Consider the following 14,975-nt stretch of genomic DNA (forward strand, 5'->3'; position numbering starts at 1 on the left):
TTATTTGCGATAACTTTTCCCTTGATAGGGGATTAAAAGGCGACAATCCACCATGTCCACCCCACGTTTCGATGGCGTCGAACTGTTTCTGCACATCGTCGAAAGCGGCAACCTGAGCGCCGCCGCCGAGCGGCTGAACCTCACGCGCTCGGCGGTGGGCAAGGGCCTGGCGCGGCTTGAAGCGCGCCTGGGCACCTGCCTGTTGCAACGCTCCACGCGCCGCCAGCGTCTGACCGAGGATGGGCAGGCGTACTACGAGCACTGTCTGCGCGCGCTGGCGGAGCTGGAGGCGGCCGAGTCCGTGCTGGAAAGCGGCCGTCAGCAGCCACGCGGGCGCTTGCGCGCCAGTTTGCCGCTGGCGTTTGGTCACCACTATGCCGGGCCTGCCCTGTGGGGCTTGATGGATCGTTATCCGCAACTCGAGATCGACATTTGCTTCTCCGACCGCATGACCGATCTGACGCAGGAAGGCTTCGACATTGCCGTGCGTATCGGCCCGTTGCCGGATACTGACCGTCTGAGTGCGCGGCGTCTGGGGGAGCAGGTCATGGGTTTGACGGCGTCACCGGCGTATTTGCAGCGCAGGGGGCCAATTGAATGTATCGAGGACTTGGCGGCTCATCGCGGCATTGCTTACCGCAGCAACAACGCCCAGCGCTCGCGCCTGGTCACGCCCCTGGTGCTGGACGACCTCCAGGCTGTGGCCGATGCGGCGATTGCAGGCGTGGGCCTGGCCTGGTTACCGAGTTGGTTGATTGCCCACTATGCGCTGCGCGGGCAGCTGGAGGCGGTGCTGCCTGGCTGTCGCGAGCAGCCGGCCCCCATCCACGTGATCTGGCCGACGGCGCCGCACATGCCGGCCAAGACACGGTGCGCCATCGATGCGCTGGTCGCGGCCACCCCCAGTTGCCTGGCGGGCAGTTAGAACCCGAATCCTGGACACACTGAGGATCAAATGTGGGAGGGGGCTTGCCCCCGATGGCGGAGTGTCAGTCAGTATATTTTTAGCTGACCCACCGCAATCGGGGGCAAGCCCCCTCCCACATTTGGATGTGTTGTGACCTGTCATTTGAAGGCTCACAGCTAGAACGCGATGGACGTTTGCACACACACCGTGCGCGGCTCACCCGCGTATTGCCTGGCCGGCAGTTAGAACCCGAATCCTGGACACACGGAGGATCGGTGTGGGAGGGGGCTTGCCCCCGATGGCGGAGTGTCAGTCAGTATATTTTTAGCTGACCCACCGCAATCGGGGGCAAGCCCCCTCCCACATTTGGATTGGTTGTGGTCTGTAATTTCAAGGCTCACAGCTAGAACGCGATGGACGTCTGCACATACACCGTGCGCGGCTCACCCACGTACTTGCCCTTGTTGTTATCGTCGAACGAGCGCGTGTAGTACTGCTTGTTGAAGATGTTCTTCACCCCGACCGCGACGTTCAAGTCCGACAGCTGCGGGCCGAAGTCGTAGGCTGCGCGGCTGCTGAACAGCATGTAGCCGGGGATGCGTCCGTTCGCGCCGTCGGCGCTTTCGGCCTGGGTGTTGGCGTTGTCAGCGAACTGGCTGCTCTGGTAGCTGCTGTCCAGGTTGAGCTTCCACGGGCCTTCGGTGTAACCCACGCCGAGGGTGCCTTTGTGCCGGGAGGAGAAGGGCACGCGATTGCCTTTGTTCGGGCCGTCTTCACGGATGGTCGCGTCGACATACGCATAGGTGGCGTACACATCGAAGCCCGCCAGCGCCGGGCTCACGCCGTCGAGGGCATAGTTGATGCTCGACTCGATGCCCTGGTGCCGCGTTTCACCGCGGGCGATCACCGTGTCGTTGGTCTGGTTGCTGTCGTACTGGTTGTCGAAATTGATCAGGAACGCACCGATTTCCGCGCGCAGGCTGCCGTTGTCATAGCGCGTGCCGAGCTCCCAGGTGCGGGCTTTTTCCGGCTTCACTTCGCCGCTGTTCACGCGGTTGGGCATCTGGCTGTACTGCACGCTGCCGAACGAGCCTTCGGTGTTGGCGTAGAGGTTCCAGTCGTCGGTGAGGTGATAGAGCACGTTCAACGCCGGCAGCGCGGTGTTGTAGTCGCCTTTGTAGTTGACGTTGCTCAGGTTGTTGGTCTGTTGGGACTTGATCATTTCGTAGCGGATGCCCGGTGTGATCGTCCACTTGCCGATATCGATACGGTCGTCGATGAAGAACGCATTGGCTTCAGTGCCGCCACGGGTGTCGCGGTCGTTACGGCTGTCGGTGGTCGGCAGTTGCTGGTTGGCGGCAATCGGCGTGCGGTAGCGCAACTCGTGGCCGGCTTCGTTGATGTAGCGGTAACCGACGCCGACTTCGTGGGTGGTGGGGCCGAGGTCGAAGCCTTGGGCGAGACGGGTTTCCAGGCCACGTACCCAATACTCGCGGGGTGACAGCGAGAGGAAGTTGCCTTGATCGAGGTAACCGCTGCGCAGGGTCTTGGTGAAGAAACTGTTGACCGTGAATTCACGGCGATCCTGCTCGTAGCGGTAGCCGACGTTGAACATCGTGCGGCGGCCCCAGAACTTGTCGTAGGGGCGGGTCGACTGGTACGGGTCGGCCTTGTAGTCCTTGACGCTCAAGCCCCCAGGCATATCGGCCTCGCCGTCGTAGTACTGCGCCATGGCGTTGAAGCTGTTGGCGTCATCCAGCTGGTAGTTGCCCTTGAGGATCAGGTCGTCGATGCGCGTGTCGCTGTTTTCACGCCAGTCGCCGCCACGGGTGCCGGAGTACAAGAGTGCGCCGCCCAGCCCATTGTCGGCGGTGCCGCCGGCCAGCAGGTTGCCGGTGGTCTTGAAACCATCGTGGCTGGAGGACGGGCTGGTTTCGGTCTGCAGCCCGCCTTTGACGGTGGGCGCATCCGGAATCGCACGGGTCACGAAGTTGACGATGCCACCGACGTTCTGCGGGCCGTAGCGCACCGCGCCGCCGCCGCGCACCACGTCCACCGCGTCCATGTTGCCCATGCTGATCGGTGCAAACGAAAGTTGCGGCTGGCCATAGGGTGCGAAGGGCACGGGAATGCCGTCCATCAACACCGTGGAGCGTGATGCCAGCCGTGGGTTGAGCCCGCGAATGCCGAAGTTCAGCGCCATGTCATGGCTGCCGGTGCCGTTGTTGTCCGGGGCATTCACGCCGGGGATGCGGTTGAGCACGTCGCGCGCCTGGGTCGCGCCCTGGCGCTCGAATTCGTCGCGGCGGATGACGTCACGGGCGCCGGGATGCTCGAACACGTTGGTCTGCGCCGCATCGCCGAGCCAGTCGCCGACCACGTTGGAGGTTTGCAACTCGAGGGTGGCCGGGACGCCGGCCGGTTGCAGGCTGTAGGCATTGTCGCCCTCGGCGCGGGCTTGCAGGCCACTGCCTTCCAGCAGTGTGTTCAGGCCTTCGGCGGTGCTGTAGTTGCCCGCCAAACCGGGGCTTTGCAAACCGGCAGTGACCTCGGAACCGAAGGACACCAGCACCCCGGCTTCGCGGCCGAACTGGTTCAGGGCCGCCTCCAGACTTGTCGGCGCGATGTGATAGGCCTTGGTGTCGGCCGCCATCACCGGGGGCAGCACCGCCAGGCTGAGGCTGGCGCCGAGCAGGAGTTGGCGCAGGGTACGGGCAAGAAGGGTCGGTTGCAGGGGCATGAAGGGGTGTCCTGAGAAGGAAGGATCAAGGTGGCTTTCCTTCTCTGTCACGCGAGGGTTGGAAAACGGCTCAGCGTTTTTCAAACCATTTCACGCACGGGCCTGAACCGTCACCCAATAGCGGGTAAAGCGCCGCACGGTTACCGGCAGGCTGACTTCCAGCAGGTCGAGAATGCGTTCGCTGTCATCCAGCGGATAACTGCCGGACAGCAGCAGGTTTGCCACCTGCGGGTCGCAATTGAGCTGGCCACGGCGGTAGCGCCCGAGTTCGCCGAGGAAATCTTCCAGGCGCATGTGCGCGGCCACCAGCATGCCGTCGGCCCATGCGCCGCTGTTGGCGTCGACAGGACGCGGGCTGTCCCAGCCTTTGCGGGTGTAATTGACCTGATGCGCGGCGTTCACGATCAGTGGCAGGCCGCTGTAGCTGTTGGGCATCACGTCGACACGGCCATCGAGCACTGCCAATTGGGTATGGTCATTGAACTGACGCACGTTCAGGCGCGCCGCCTGGCTGCTGAGCAAGCCCTGGCCGGTCAGCACGCGCAGCGGCGTGGCACCTGCGCGGGCGGTCAGCAGGATTTCACCTTCGAGCAGGCGGATCAGTCGCTGCTGGCCATCGAAATGCACATCCACCGCGCTGCCGGTGTTGAGCTGCAATTGGCTGCCGTCGGCCAACGGCACGCTGCGACGCTGGCCGACAGGGCTGCGGTAGTCCGCCGTCAACGGCGGCAAAATGTGTTGCTGGCGCAGGCTCCAGGCTGCCGCCGAACCCGCGCCGAGAATCAACAGCAGCTTCAGCGCCTGACGCCGGCTGGTGGACTTCGGTGCATTCAACGCTGCGTGCGCCAGGGGCGAAGGCAGGCCGCGCAGGCGCTGGTTGACGCGCTGGATCTGGTCCCACGCGCGCTGGTGTTCGCTGTGCGCCTGCAGCCATTGTTGCCAGGCCGCCTGTTGGCGTGGGTCAAGCGTGCCTTGCTGCATTTGCAACAACCAGTGCACGGCCTGTTCGGCAACCTGGGTCGAGACGTTCATAGGGCGAAGTAGCAGCGCAGGGCGGCTTTATGCAGGTGGCGCTTGACCGTGGCGATGGAAATGCCCAGTTGCGCGCCGATCTGCGCGTAGGTCAGACCATCAAGCTGGGCCAGCAGGAAGGCGCGTTTGACCTGGACCGGCAGGCCGTCGAGCAGTTGGTCCAGTTCCACCAGGGTTTGCAGGATGATTGCGCGGTCTTCTTCCGACGGCGCCACGTGCTCGGGCATTTGCGCCAGGGCGTCGAGGTAGGCGCGTTCCAGGTCCTGGCGACGGTAGTAGTTGAACAGCACACGTTTGGCGACCGTGGTGAGAAAGGCGCGCGGTTCGATCAGCGTTGGCGCTTCCCGCGCGCTGAGCACCCGGATGAAAGTGTCGTGCGCCAGGTCGGCGGCGCTTTGCGGGCAGCCGAGCTTGCGTCGCAACCAGCCGGTGAGCCAGTGGTGATGGTCGTTGTACAGAACTTCGACGGTGTTGGACGGCGGCAACGTGATCACTCCATCAGCATCGGCATGCTTTAGAGAACAAGAATTGTTCGCATTGTAGGGCCGCAAACACGGTTCGGCAATCGACCCGAGCAGGTGATTCATCCGTTCTCTTTTGCTTATGAGAATATTTATCATTAATATTGCGCGCTGATGAACTTGGCGCCTGCCGCATGAAAAGCAAAACCTCACTGCCCGCCTCTTATCGCCTTGCCGTTACTTCGCGCGTATTGGCGGCTGTGGTCGGCGGTTATCTGATGGCCTCCCTGGCCGCTATCTGTCTTGCGCTGTGGCTGCCGACGGCGCGCGCCGACGCGGTGATCGTCGGCATGATGAGTTCATTCGTGTTCTACCTGCTGGCGGTGCTCTGGTGTTTTGCCTGCCGCACCGCGTGGCGCGCGTGGGCCGGGGTGATGCTGCCGAGCGCGCTGTTGGCCACGCTGGCGGGCATTGGGTTCTGGGTGGTGCGCACATGAAAGAGGGTTTTCGCCAAGCCATGGCCTGGCTGCACACCTGGGCTGGGTTGATCTTCGGCTGGCTGCTGTTTGCGATTTTCCTGACCGGCACCCTGGCCTATTTCAAGGATGAAATAACCCACTGGATGCAGCCCGAAGTCCAGGCCCATCCGATGGACGACGCGCGCAGCCTCGCCGTGGCGCAAGACTACCTGCAGCAACAGGCGCCCACTGCCGCGCGCTGGTTCATTACCTTGCCCACCCGCCGCGACCCCGGCCTGTCGGTGATGTGGCAGGACAAGATCGACCCCGGCAAGCGCGGCAACTTCATCCAGAAAGTCCTCGACCCGGTCAGCGGCCAAGCGGTCCAGGCCCGCGAAAGCATGGGCGGTGAATTCTTCTACCGCTTCCACTTCCAACTGCAAATGCCTTACCCATGGGGCCGCTGGCTGTCGACCCTCGCCGCCATGGTGATGTTCGTCGCGCTGATCACCGGCATCATTACCCACAAGAAAATCTTCAAGGACTTCTTCACCTTCCGCCCGCGCAAAGGCCAGCGCTCCTGGCTGGACGGGCACAACGCGGTGGGCGTGCTGGTGCTGCCGTTTCACCTGATGATCACCTACAGCAGCCTGGTGATTTTCATGAGCATGGTGATGCCGGCGCCGATCGTGGCCTCCTATGGCAATGACAGCCGTGCCTTCTTCAATGAAGTATTTCCCAGTTCCGATAATGCGCCCGCACTCGGCCAGCCGGGCACGTTGCTGCCGTTGTGGCCGATGTACCAGCAGGCGCGGCAGCAGTGGGCGGGTGGGCCTGTCGGGCGCCTGGCGGTGAATAATCCAAGCGACGTCAACGCCTCGGTGAATATATTCCGCGCCGGCTCCGACAGCGTGGTGCATGATTTCGGCAGCACCGTTTCATTCAACGGCACCACGGGCCAGTTGCTGCGGGTCAGTGGTGAGCCGTCCTTGCCGTCGGTTATCGGTGGCAGTTTCTACGGCTTGCACATGGGCCATTTCGCCGGCCCGGTGCTGCGTTGGTTGTATTTCATCTGCGGCCTGGCAGGTACGGCGATGATCGGCACAGGCCTGGTGATATGGCTGGGCAAGCGTCAGCTCAAACACATAAAAACCGGTGTGATGCCCTTTGAACTGCGGTTGGTGGAGGTACTGAATATCGCCAGCATGTCGGGGCTGATGATCGCCATCGCGGCGTTTTTCTGGGCCAATCGACTGTTGCCGGTGAGCGTGGCCGAACGTTCCGACTGGGAAGTGCGAGGCTTCTTTATTGCCTGGGGCCTGAGCCTGGTCCATGCCACGTTGCGGCGCGGTCGTCAGGGCTGGGTAGAGCAGTTGGGCCTGGGCGCGCTGCTGTTTGTGGCCATCCCGCTGATTAACGCGCTGACTACGCCGTATCACTTGGGCACTTCGCTGATGAGCGGCGACTGGGCCATGGCCGGCTTCGACCTGACGTGCCTGGCCAGCGGCCTGTTCCTCGGATGGGCAGCCTGGAAGATGCAGCGCCGCGCCGCGTTGCAGCCCAAGGCAGAGCGTGCGCGTGCATTGGCGTTCAAGCAGGAGGCCGGCTGAATGCTGCTCGCGCTGCTGCTGTGCTACGCCGGGTTTACCGCGCTGTGCCTGGCCACCGACCGTCACCACGGCGAGCTGCTGCGCAGCAAACCGACGCCTGCACGGCGCCTGGGCTTGCGTGCGGCCGGCTGGTTGCTGCTGACCCTGTCGGTCTGGCCGGCGGTGGCCGCCACCGGTTGGGGCCGGGGCCTGGTGGAGTGGTGCGCGGTGTTGATGCTCAGCGCCTTGATGTTGGTGCTGCTGTTGCCGTACCGACCACGGCTGGCCTTGGTCCTCGCGGGCGTCGGCCTGCTGGCCAGCCCTCTCGCGGCATTCGGCCTGTTCTGAGCTGCCCATGACCATCAGTCCCCCGCCCAGACCCCAAGACAGTTCGCACCCGGACGCGGCCGGTGGACGTGCGCATTTCCTGCAGGTGTTCCTGTCCCAGCGTTCACAGATGGAGGCATTAGTCAGCCGCCGCGTCGGTTGCCGCGCCACTGCGGCTGATCTGGTACAGGACCTGTTCCTGCGTTTCTGGCGCCGCCCGCTGGTGCAGGTCGAAGAGCTCAGCACCTACCTGCTGCGCTGCGCCGGCAATATCGCCATCGACCATTTGCGCAGCGAAGGCGCCCGCGTGCGCAGCAATGAGGGCTGGTTGCCGGAGCAACAGGACAACCAGGGCTGCGAACCCCAGGCGGCTCTCGAAGCGGGCAATGACCTGCGGCATGTCGAAGCCGCCTTGCGCAGTCTGCCCGAGCGCACTCGGCAGATTTTCCTGCTCAACCGCATTCACGGGCGCAAATACGCAGAGATCGCCAAGGCCATGGGCCTGTCCCAAAGCGCCGTGGAAAAACATATGATGCGTGCCCTGCAAGCGTGCAAGGCGAGCCTGCGCGAACCGTCAGTCCCACGTACGCCAGGGAAAGCACCGTGAACGTCACCCCCACGCCCGCCCAGGAACAGGCCGCGCTCGACTGGTTGAGCCGGCTGCACGACCAGCCCGGCAGCGGCGATCAAGCCTCCTTCAGCCAATGGCTGCGGGCCGACCCCGCCCATATCCAGGCCTACGCCCAGGCCCAGGTGCTGTGGGAGTTGAGCGAAGTCCCGGCACGCACCTTGGCCGGCGAAGACGCACAGGCCTTGCAGGGCTACCTCAATGCGATGAGCCGTTCCAGCCGCTCGCGCCTGGTGCGCGGGGCCGGCGCCTTGGCCATGGCGGCCTGCTTGTTGCTGATGGTGTCGATGGGCGCCGGTTGGCAGCCGTTTCGTTGGGTCGATGACCTTGGCGCCGATTACGTGACGGCGCCGGGGCAGGTGAGGACCGTCACCCTGGCCGATCAGTCCCACGTCACCCTCGACGCCGACAGCGCGATTGCCGTGGATTTCAGCCACGGCGAGCGGCATATCCAGTTGCGTCGCGGGGCCGGTTTTTTCCGCGTTGTCCACACCGGCCAGCCCTTCGTGGTCGAGGCGGGCGATGGAGAAACGCGGGTGCTGGGCACGCAGTTCGAAGTGCGCCTGCAACCGGCGGGGGCCCAGGTGACAGTGCTGTCCGGCCGGGTTGGCGTAACGCCGTCCGCACAGGGGGCGCAGCAAATTCTGACGGCAGGCCAGCAAGTGGCCTACGCCGACGGCCAAGCCGAGCCGCTGCATCCGGTGGACAGCGAATCACGCCTGGCCTGGCGCGAGGGTTGGCTCAATTACTACAAGGCGCCGCTGGCCGAGGTGGTCAGGGACCTCGCGCGTTACTACCCGGGCCGAATCCTCCTGCTCAATGATGAGATGGGCGCCAGACGCGTCAGCGGCAGCTTTCCAAGCAACGACCCTGTCGCCGTATTGAAGGCCTTGCAAGCGGTCCTCGGCTTCGAGCAGCACACGCTGTTGGGGCGCGTGATCGTAGTGCGCTAGCCGCATCGCGCCGTTCACCGAAGCTTCATCGCAATCGCCAAAACCTGTCACCAAACGGTTACACGTGCCGTGGATCATCCTGGGTTTCCTGAACAAATGGTCAGGAAGCGACCTACATCTGCCCGTTCAACAGGGCATTGTCAGTAAGGGATCTACACGTGAACTACAACAAACTCTATGCCCTGTTCCTGGCCTCGGGCCTGGGCGGTTTTGCGCCGCTGAGTCTGGCGGACGATTCCCAGGACGTCGGTTCGGTGAATGTGGCCGGCAAGCAGACCCTGGGCAACGGTCACATGATCCGCGAGGAAAGCGCCAAGGCACGGTCGACGGTGACCAAGGAGGCCATGGACGAGATGTCGGCGACCGCCAACGCCATCGACAAGCTCAAATACACGCCGGGTATCAACGTTTCCAGCGACGACGCCAGCGGCACCAGCGGTACCACGTTCACCATGCGCGGCATGAGCTCCGACCAGGTTGGGGTGTCGGTCGACGGCGTACCGATCAACGATTCGGGCAACTACAGCGTTTACTCCAACCAATTGGGCGATCCGGAAAACCTCGCTGAAGTGTTTGCCACTCAAGGGTCTTCCGAGGCGGATGGCCCGCACATCGGCTCCAGCGGCGGCAATATCGGCATGATCACGATTCGGCCGACCCAGGACGCCGGGGTGTTCGCCAAGCAGATCGTCGGTGCCAATGCGCTGCGCAAAACCTTCGTACGTGCCAACACCGGTGACTTCGGCGGCCTCAAGACCTGGGTCTCGGCGTCTCACCTGGAGGGCGACAAATGGCGCGGCAAGGGCACCCTGCGCAGCGACAAGGTCGAGTGGAGCAGCCTGTTCGAAGGGGATAATGGCAATTCCACGCTGGCCACGGTCAAGTACAACAAGCAGGAAAACTACAACTACAACAGCCTGAGCAAGGCACAGTTCGACACTGAAGGACGACGCAAGGACTACGCCGAAAGCCCGGTGTACAAGGCCGGTTTGTTATCTGCGTCCTATAAGCTCAACCGCAACCCCTTTGAAAGCGTCAACGCCACGCTGACCCAGCGCTGGCAACTGCAAGACAACCTGTCGCTGACGCTCACGCCGTATTACTACTGGGCCAACGGTGGCAGCTTCAGCGGCCAGACCGCGTCAAACCTGGGGCCGCGCTCCGACAAGGCCGGCAATTACGACCTGGGCAACCTGCAATCGGCCAACTATTACCGCCCTTCATGGACCGAGACCTGGCGTCCCGGCTTCACCGCCAAGATGAAGTGGGACATCAACGAGGAACACAGCCTGGACTACGGCTACTGGTACGAACGCGCACGCCAGCGCCAGACCCAGCCGTTTATCGGGATCAACGGCGAAGGCGCGCCTGATGAGGTGTGGGGCGACTACAACGACGGTGGCCAGGTGGTCGATAAAAACGGCAAGACTGTACAAGGCCGTCACTACTACACCGTCACTCCGGCACAGAAACTCTGGGTTCAGGACAGCTGGCAGGCCACCCCGGACCTGAGTTTTGTCGGCGGTGTGGCCTATCAGTACGTCGAGCGTGACGGTAATAACCTCGGCAGCCTCTACGACCAGCCGGAGAAACGTAACACCCGCTACCACCAGTTCCTGCCCAACTTCAGCGCCAAGTATCAGGTGGACGAGCGCAACCAGGCGTTCTACAACCTCACCCGCAATATGCGCACCCCGCCCAACTACGTGCTGTACAACAAAGGCGACTCGGTGAGCCTCAAGTCCGAACTGAGCTGGAACCAGGAACTGGGCTGGCGCTACAGCGAAGACGACATGGCACTGAGCGCGACGCTGTTCTACATCAGTTTCAAGGATCGCCAGGTGTCGACCACCGACGCCAGCGGTGACTACATGGTGCTCAACGTGGGCAGTGTCGCTAACAAAGGCCTGGAACTTGAGTGGAGTGGTTTGCTGCCGAACCACTTCAACTACTACGCGTCCTACACCTACACCCAGTCCGAGCAGAAGGACGATTTGCTCAGCAAGAATGTGTTGTTGCCCACCTCGGGCAAGCAACTGGCCAACGTGCCGCAAAACATGTTCAACCTGGTGTTCGGGTATGACGACTCGCGGTTCTACGGGAATATTGCGGGCAAGTATGTCGGCAGCTTCTATGGCGATTTGACCAACAAGGAAAAGATCGAGGGCCGCACGGTGTTCGACCTGAACGCGGGTATTTATCTGCCGGTGGACAAGAAGGTCATCAAGTCGGCCGCGTTGCGGTTTTCGATGCTTAACCTGTTCGACAAAGAGTACTTGAGCTCGGCGCGTACCGTGGCGTTCAACTCGGCACCGGTCAATGGGCTGGCACCGAGTACGGCGTATTACAACGTGGGGGAAGAGCGGACGGCGATGGTGTCCCTGGAAGCCAACTTCTAAGGTCACCACAAAACCAAATGTGGGAGGGGCTTGCTCCCGATTATGGTGGATCAGCGACAGATAGGCTGGCTGACACACTGCTATCGGGGGCAAGCCCCCTCCCACATTTGATCTGCGGTGTTTTCGAGGGCCGGGTTATTTCAGGGCGGCCATGATCGCATCCGGATTGTAGTCGCGGATCAACGTGCCATTGACGTCCACAAACGGAATCCCGCCGCCGCCCAACGCTTCATAGGCCTTGCGCGCCTGGGCATCTTTCTCGATGTCGAAGGTCTGGTAAGGAACCCCCTTCTGGTCCAGAAAGCGCCGGATCTGCTTGCAGTAGCCGCACCACTCGGTGGTGTAAAGCACCACGCGCGCCGAGGCGCGTATCTGCTCGGACACCACCTGCGACGGGTTGAACAGCCGCTCGAGCTTGCCCCAGTTCTGAATCACCACCACCACCAGCAACACCAGCAGGACTTTCTTCAAGACCCCGCCAAGCATCAGTTACGGCGCTTGAGCTGGTCGGTCAGTTGGGTCGGCAGGCCCTTGATGATCAAGGTGCCGGCGGCTTCGTCGTATTCGATCTTGTCGCCCAGCAGGTGGGCTTCAAAGCTGATGGACAAGCCTTCGGCGCGGCCGGTGAAGCGGCGGAACTGGTTGAGGGTGCGTTTGTCGGCAGGAATTTCCGGCGACAGGCCGTAGTCCTTGTTGCGGATGTGGTCGTAGAACGCTTTGGGTCGATCTTCATCGATCAGGCCGGACAGTTCTTCCAATCCCATGGGCTCGCCGAGCTTGGCCTGGCTGCTGGCGTAGTCCACCAGGGTCTTGGTTTTCTCGCGGGCCGACTCGTCCGGCAGGTCCTCGCTTTCAACGAAGTCACTGAACGCCTTGAGCAGGGTGCGGGTTTCGCCCGGGCCGTCGACGCCTTCCTGGCAGCCGATAAAGTCGCGGAAGTACTCCGAGACCTTCTTGCCGTTCTTGCCCTTGATAAACGAGATGTACTGTTTGGACTGCTTGTTGTTCTGCCACTCGGACACGTTGATCCGCGCGGCCAGGTGCAGTTGGCCCAGGTCCAGGTGGCGCGAGGGCGTCACGTCCAGCTCGTCGGTCACCGCCACGCCTTCGCTGTGGTGCAGCAGGGCGATGGCCAGGTAGTCGGTCATGCCTTGCTGGTAGTGGGCGAACAGCACATGGCCGCCGGTGGACAGGTTGGACTCCTCCATCAGCTTCTGCAGATGTTCCACTGCGGTACGGCTGAAGGTGGTGAAATCCTGGCCACCGTCAAAGTATTCCTTCAACCAGCCGCTGAACGGGTGCGCGCCGGACTCGGCATGGAAGAAACCCCAGGCCTTGCCCTGTTTGGCGTTGTAGCTCTCGTTGAGGTCGGCAAGCATGTTCTCGATGGCGGCCGATTCGGACAGCTCCGAATCACGGGCATGCAGAACTGCGGGTGTGCCGTCGGGTTTTTTGTCGATCAGGTGGACGATGCAATGACGGATCGGCATAGGCTTCTCGGCTGGTTGAAGGGGAGCGGTGAGCCTCCCCCAAAAAGTTGCCCAGTGTACCGCACCCGTTGGTCAAGACGCGCCTGGAAGGGCGGTTTGGATGTTCTCCCACCGTGCATATGGGGTTTTTTCACGCTTTAGAGCGATAAAGCTGACCAAATGGGTATGTTGAGGCGGATATTTCCCCGTCTCTGTGCTAGTTTTGCCCCGTCTTACGCCAAGTCTCGGCGTTAAGCGTGCATTCAGCATTTGTCAGGTCGAACCAATCCCCGTTTCAAGCATCTATAACCCCGTTCTCCAAGGTTATAGCCGGGGCGCCAGGCCGACACGGTCGGGCTCGACGGCTGACACTGCACTCTGCAATCCATATGAATTTGATAGGGAAGGAACACCACAATGGCTTTGACTAAAGACCAACTGATCGCTGATATCGCTGAAGCTATCGACGCGCCGAAAACCACCGCGCGCGCAGCGCTGGACCAGCTGGGCCAGATCGTTGCCGATCAGCTGGAAAACGGCGGCGAAATCACTCTGCCAGGTATCGGCAAGCTGAAAGTGACCGAGCGTCCTGCCCGTACCGGTCGTAACCCTTCGACTGGCGCTGCCATCGAAATCGCTGCCAAGAAAGTTATCAAGCTGGTTGTGGCCAAAGGCCTGACCGACGCTGTTAACAAGTAAGACGCAGTAAAAAAACCGTGCTCCGGAGTGATCCGGGCACGGTTTTTTGTTGCCTGCGATTTTGTTTGTAACTGTAGGAGCGAGCTTGCTCGCGAAGAACCCACAATCACCGCGTTTATCCAGAATACACGCGTTATCGTTGGCGTCCTTCGCGAGCAAGCTCGCTCCTACAGGGGGCTGGGTTCAACGAACCCAGCGCTGGCGCCAGATGTGCTGTTCATTCTTGGTCTGGAAGGTCCAGGCGACGAACCGGCTTTGCTTTTGCCCCTGGGACATTTCCACCACTTGGCTTTCCAGCACGCCGGCCTTTTTCAACGCCGTCTCGATCGCGGGCAAGTTTGACGCTTTTGACACCAGTGTGCTGAACCACAGCACCTTGTGGGCAAAATGCGCGCTTTCGGCGATCAGCTGCGTCACAAAACGCGCTTCGCCGCCTTCACACCACAGTTCGGCCGACTGGCCGCCGAAGTTCAGCACCGGCAACTTGCGCTTGGGATCGGCTTTGCCCAAGGCGCGCCACTTGCGCTCGCTGCCTTTGGTGGCTTCGTCCATGGACGCGTGGAACGGCGGGTTGCACATGGTCAGGTCAAAGCGTTCGGCAGGCTCCAGCAGGCCCAGCAGGATGTGCTTGGGATTGGGCTGCTGGCGCAACTGGATGACTTTGCTCAAGTCATTGGACTGCACGATGGCCTTGGCGGCGGCCACTGCGATAGGGTCGACCTCAGAGCCGAGGAAGTTCCAGCGGTACTCCATGTAGCCAATCAACGGGTAGACGCAGTTGGCGCCCATGCCGATATCCAACACCTTGACGATGGAACCGCGCGGAATCTTGCCGTCGTTGACGCTGGCCAGCAGGTCGGCGAGGAAGTGCACATAGTCGGCGCGCCCCGGCACCGGCGGGCACAGGTAATCGGCCGGGATATCCCAATGCTGGATGCCATAGAACGATTTGAGCAACGCCCGGTTGAACACCCGCACCGCGTCCGGGCTGGCGAAGTCGATGCTCTCTTTGCCATAAGGATTGATGATCACGAATTGCGCCAGTTCCGGCGTGGTCTTGATCAGCGCCTGGAAGTCGTAACGGCCTGTGTGGCGGTTGCGCGGGTGCAGGGTCGCCTCTTTGCGTGGTGCGACGGGTTTGGCCGTGGCAGCGGTTTTAGGCTTCTTGCGCGGTGGTTTGGGTGTGCTAGGGGCGGTCATGTTGATTCTGGTGTTGGCTCAAAGTGGCGGCCATTGTCACACATTCCCGAGGACAACTCGGTCAAATGTGGGAGGGGGCTTGCCCCCGATGGCAGTGTGTCAGTCAATTATCT

Annotated in this window: 14 protein-coding genes; 8 read left to right on the forward strand and 6 right to left on the reverse strand. The window is 62.0% G+C overall.

The features are described from left to right. Positions 1–52: 52 nt before the first annotated feature. Positions 53–925, forward strand: coding sequence for a LysR family transcriptional regulator (locus PspCFBP13528_RS05255; RefSeq protein WP_137199750.1), 873 nt, complete (start codon positions 53–55; stop codon positions 923–925). A 385-nt stretch (positions 926–1,310) separates the two neighbouring features. Here PspCFBP13528_RS05255 and fecA read toward each other — a convergent pair whose 3' ends face one another. The 3 genes from fecA to PspCFBP13528_RS05270 form a co-directional block, all read right to left on the reverse strand. After that, complete coding sequence (fecA, locus tag PspCFBP13528_RS05260) at positions 1,311–3,647, reverse strand: TonB-dependent Fe(3+) dicitrate receptor FecA (RefSeq protein ID WP_137199751.1); 2,337 nt, start codon at positions 3,645–3,647, stop codon at positions 1,311–1,313. Positions 3,648–3,737: 90 nt separating this feature from the next. Then, on the reverse strand, positions 3,738–4,679 hold the full coding sequence (locus PspCFBP13528_RS05265) for a FecR family protein (RefSeq protein WP_065951731.1): 942 nt from the start codon (positions 4,677–4,679) through the stop codon (positions 3,738–3,740). Continuing rightward, positions 4,676–5,164, reverse strand: a complete 489-nt coding sequence (locus PspCFBP13528_RS05270) for a sigma-70 family RNA polymerase sigma factor (protein WP_065894835.1) — start codon at positions 5,162–5,164, stop codon at positions 4,676–4,678. The genes PspCFBP13528_RS05265 and PspCFBP13528_RS05270 overlap by 4 nt, the downstream gene beginning before the upstream one ends. A gap of 170 nt (positions 5,165–5,334) precedes the next feature. Here PspCFBP13528_RS05270 and PspCFBP13528_RS05275 point away from each other — a divergent pair, with 170 nt between their 5' ends. The 6 genes from PspCFBP13528_RS05275 to PspCFBP13528_RS05300 all read left to right on the forward strand — a co-directional run bounded on the left by PspCFBP13528_RS05275 (position 5,335) and on the right by PspCFBP13528_RS05300 (position 11,494). Beyond that, positions 5,335–5,637: a DUF3649 domain-containing protein gene (locus PspCFBP13528_RS05275; protein WP_065951732.1), complete on the forward strand. Its 303-nt coding sequence runs from the start codon at positions 5,335–5,337 to the stop codon at positions 5,635–5,637. Further along, positions 5,634–7,208 carry a PepSY-associated TM helix domain-containing protein gene (locus tag PspCFBP13528_RS05280; protein WP_137199752.1) on the forward strand — a complete coding sequence of 525 codons (1,575 nt, stop codon included), beginning with the start codon at positions 5,634–5,636 and terminating at the stop codon, positions 7,206–7,208. Before PspCFBP13528_RS05275 ends, PspCFBP13528_RS05280 begins: the two co-directional genes overlap by 4 nt. Beyond that, complete coding sequence (locus PspCFBP13528_RS05285; protein ID WP_137199753.1) at positions 7,209–7,535, forward strand: DUF3325 domain-containing protein; 327 nt, start codon at positions 7,209–7,211, stop codon at positions 7,533–7,535. A gap of 7 nt (positions 7,536–7,542) precedes the next feature. Further along, positions 7,543–8,121 (forward strand): RNA polymerase sigma factor, encoded by a 579-nt coding sequence (locus PspCFBP13528_RS05290; RefSeq protein WP_065951735.1) that lies wholly within the window; start codon positions 7,543–7,545, stop codon positions 8,119–8,121. Then, positions 8,118–9,095 (forward strand): FecR family protein, encoded by a 978-nt coding sequence (locus PspCFBP13528_RS05295; RefSeq protein ID WP_137199754.1) that lies wholly within the window; start codon positions 8,118–8,120, stop codon positions 9,093–9,095. Before PspCFBP13528_RS05290 ends, PspCFBP13528_RS05295 begins: the two co-directional genes overlap by 4 nt. 158 nt (positions 9,096–9,253) lie before the next feature. Further along, positions 9,254–11,494, forward strand: coding sequence for a TonB-dependent receptor (locus tag PspCFBP13528_RS05300; RefSeq protein WP_137199755.1), 2,241 nt, complete (start codon positions 9,254–9,256; stop codon positions 11,492–11,494). Between the two features lie 135 nt (positions 11,495–11,629). Here PspCFBP13528_RS05300 and PspCFBP13528_RS05305 read toward each other — a convergent pair whose 3' ends face one another. Both PspCFBP13528_RS05305 and yejK read right to left on the reverse strand, forming a co-directional pair. Next, positions 11,630–11,980, reverse strand: a complete 351-nt coding sequence (locus tag PspCFBP13528_RS05305) for a glutaredoxin family protein (RefSeq protein ID WP_065951738.1) — start codon at positions 11,978–11,980, stop codon at positions 11,630–11,632. Beyond that, a complete protein-coding gene (gene yejK / locus PspCFBP13528_RS05310; protein WP_003171997.1) occupies positions 11,980–12,984 on the reverse strand; it encodes a nucleoid-associated protein YejK in 1,005 nt (334 codons plus the stop codon). The genes PspCFBP13528_RS05305 and yejK overlap by 1 nt, the downstream gene beginning before the upstream one ends. Before the next feature lie 396 nt (positions 12,985–13,380). On the opposite strand from yejK, the gene PspCFBP13528_RS05315 reads away from it, so the two are divergent. Continuing rightward, on the forward strand, positions 13,381–13,662 hold the full coding sequence (locus PspCFBP13528_RS05315) for an HU family DNA-binding protein (protein WP_005785131.1): 282 nt from the start codon (positions 13,381–13,383) through the stop codon (positions 13,660–13,662). Between the two features lie 183 nt (positions 13,663–13,845). Here the strand turns inward: PspCFBP13528_RS05315 and rlmF are convergent, their stop codons facing one another. Continuing rightward, complete coding sequence (gene rlmF / locus PspCFBP13528_RS05320; protein ID WP_137199756.1) at positions 13,846–14,862, reverse strand: 23S rRNA (adenine(1618)-N(6))-methyltransferase RlmF; 1,017 nt, start codon at positions 14,860–14,862, stop codon at positions 13,846–13,848. Positions 14,863–14,975 lie beyond the last annotated feature (113 nt).

This window comes from Pseudomonas sp. CFBP13528 (assembly GCF_005233615.1).
GTDB lineage: Bacteria > Pseudomonadota > Gammaproteobacteria > Pseudomonadales > Pseudomonadaceae > Aquipseudomonas > Aquipseudomonas fluorescens_AM.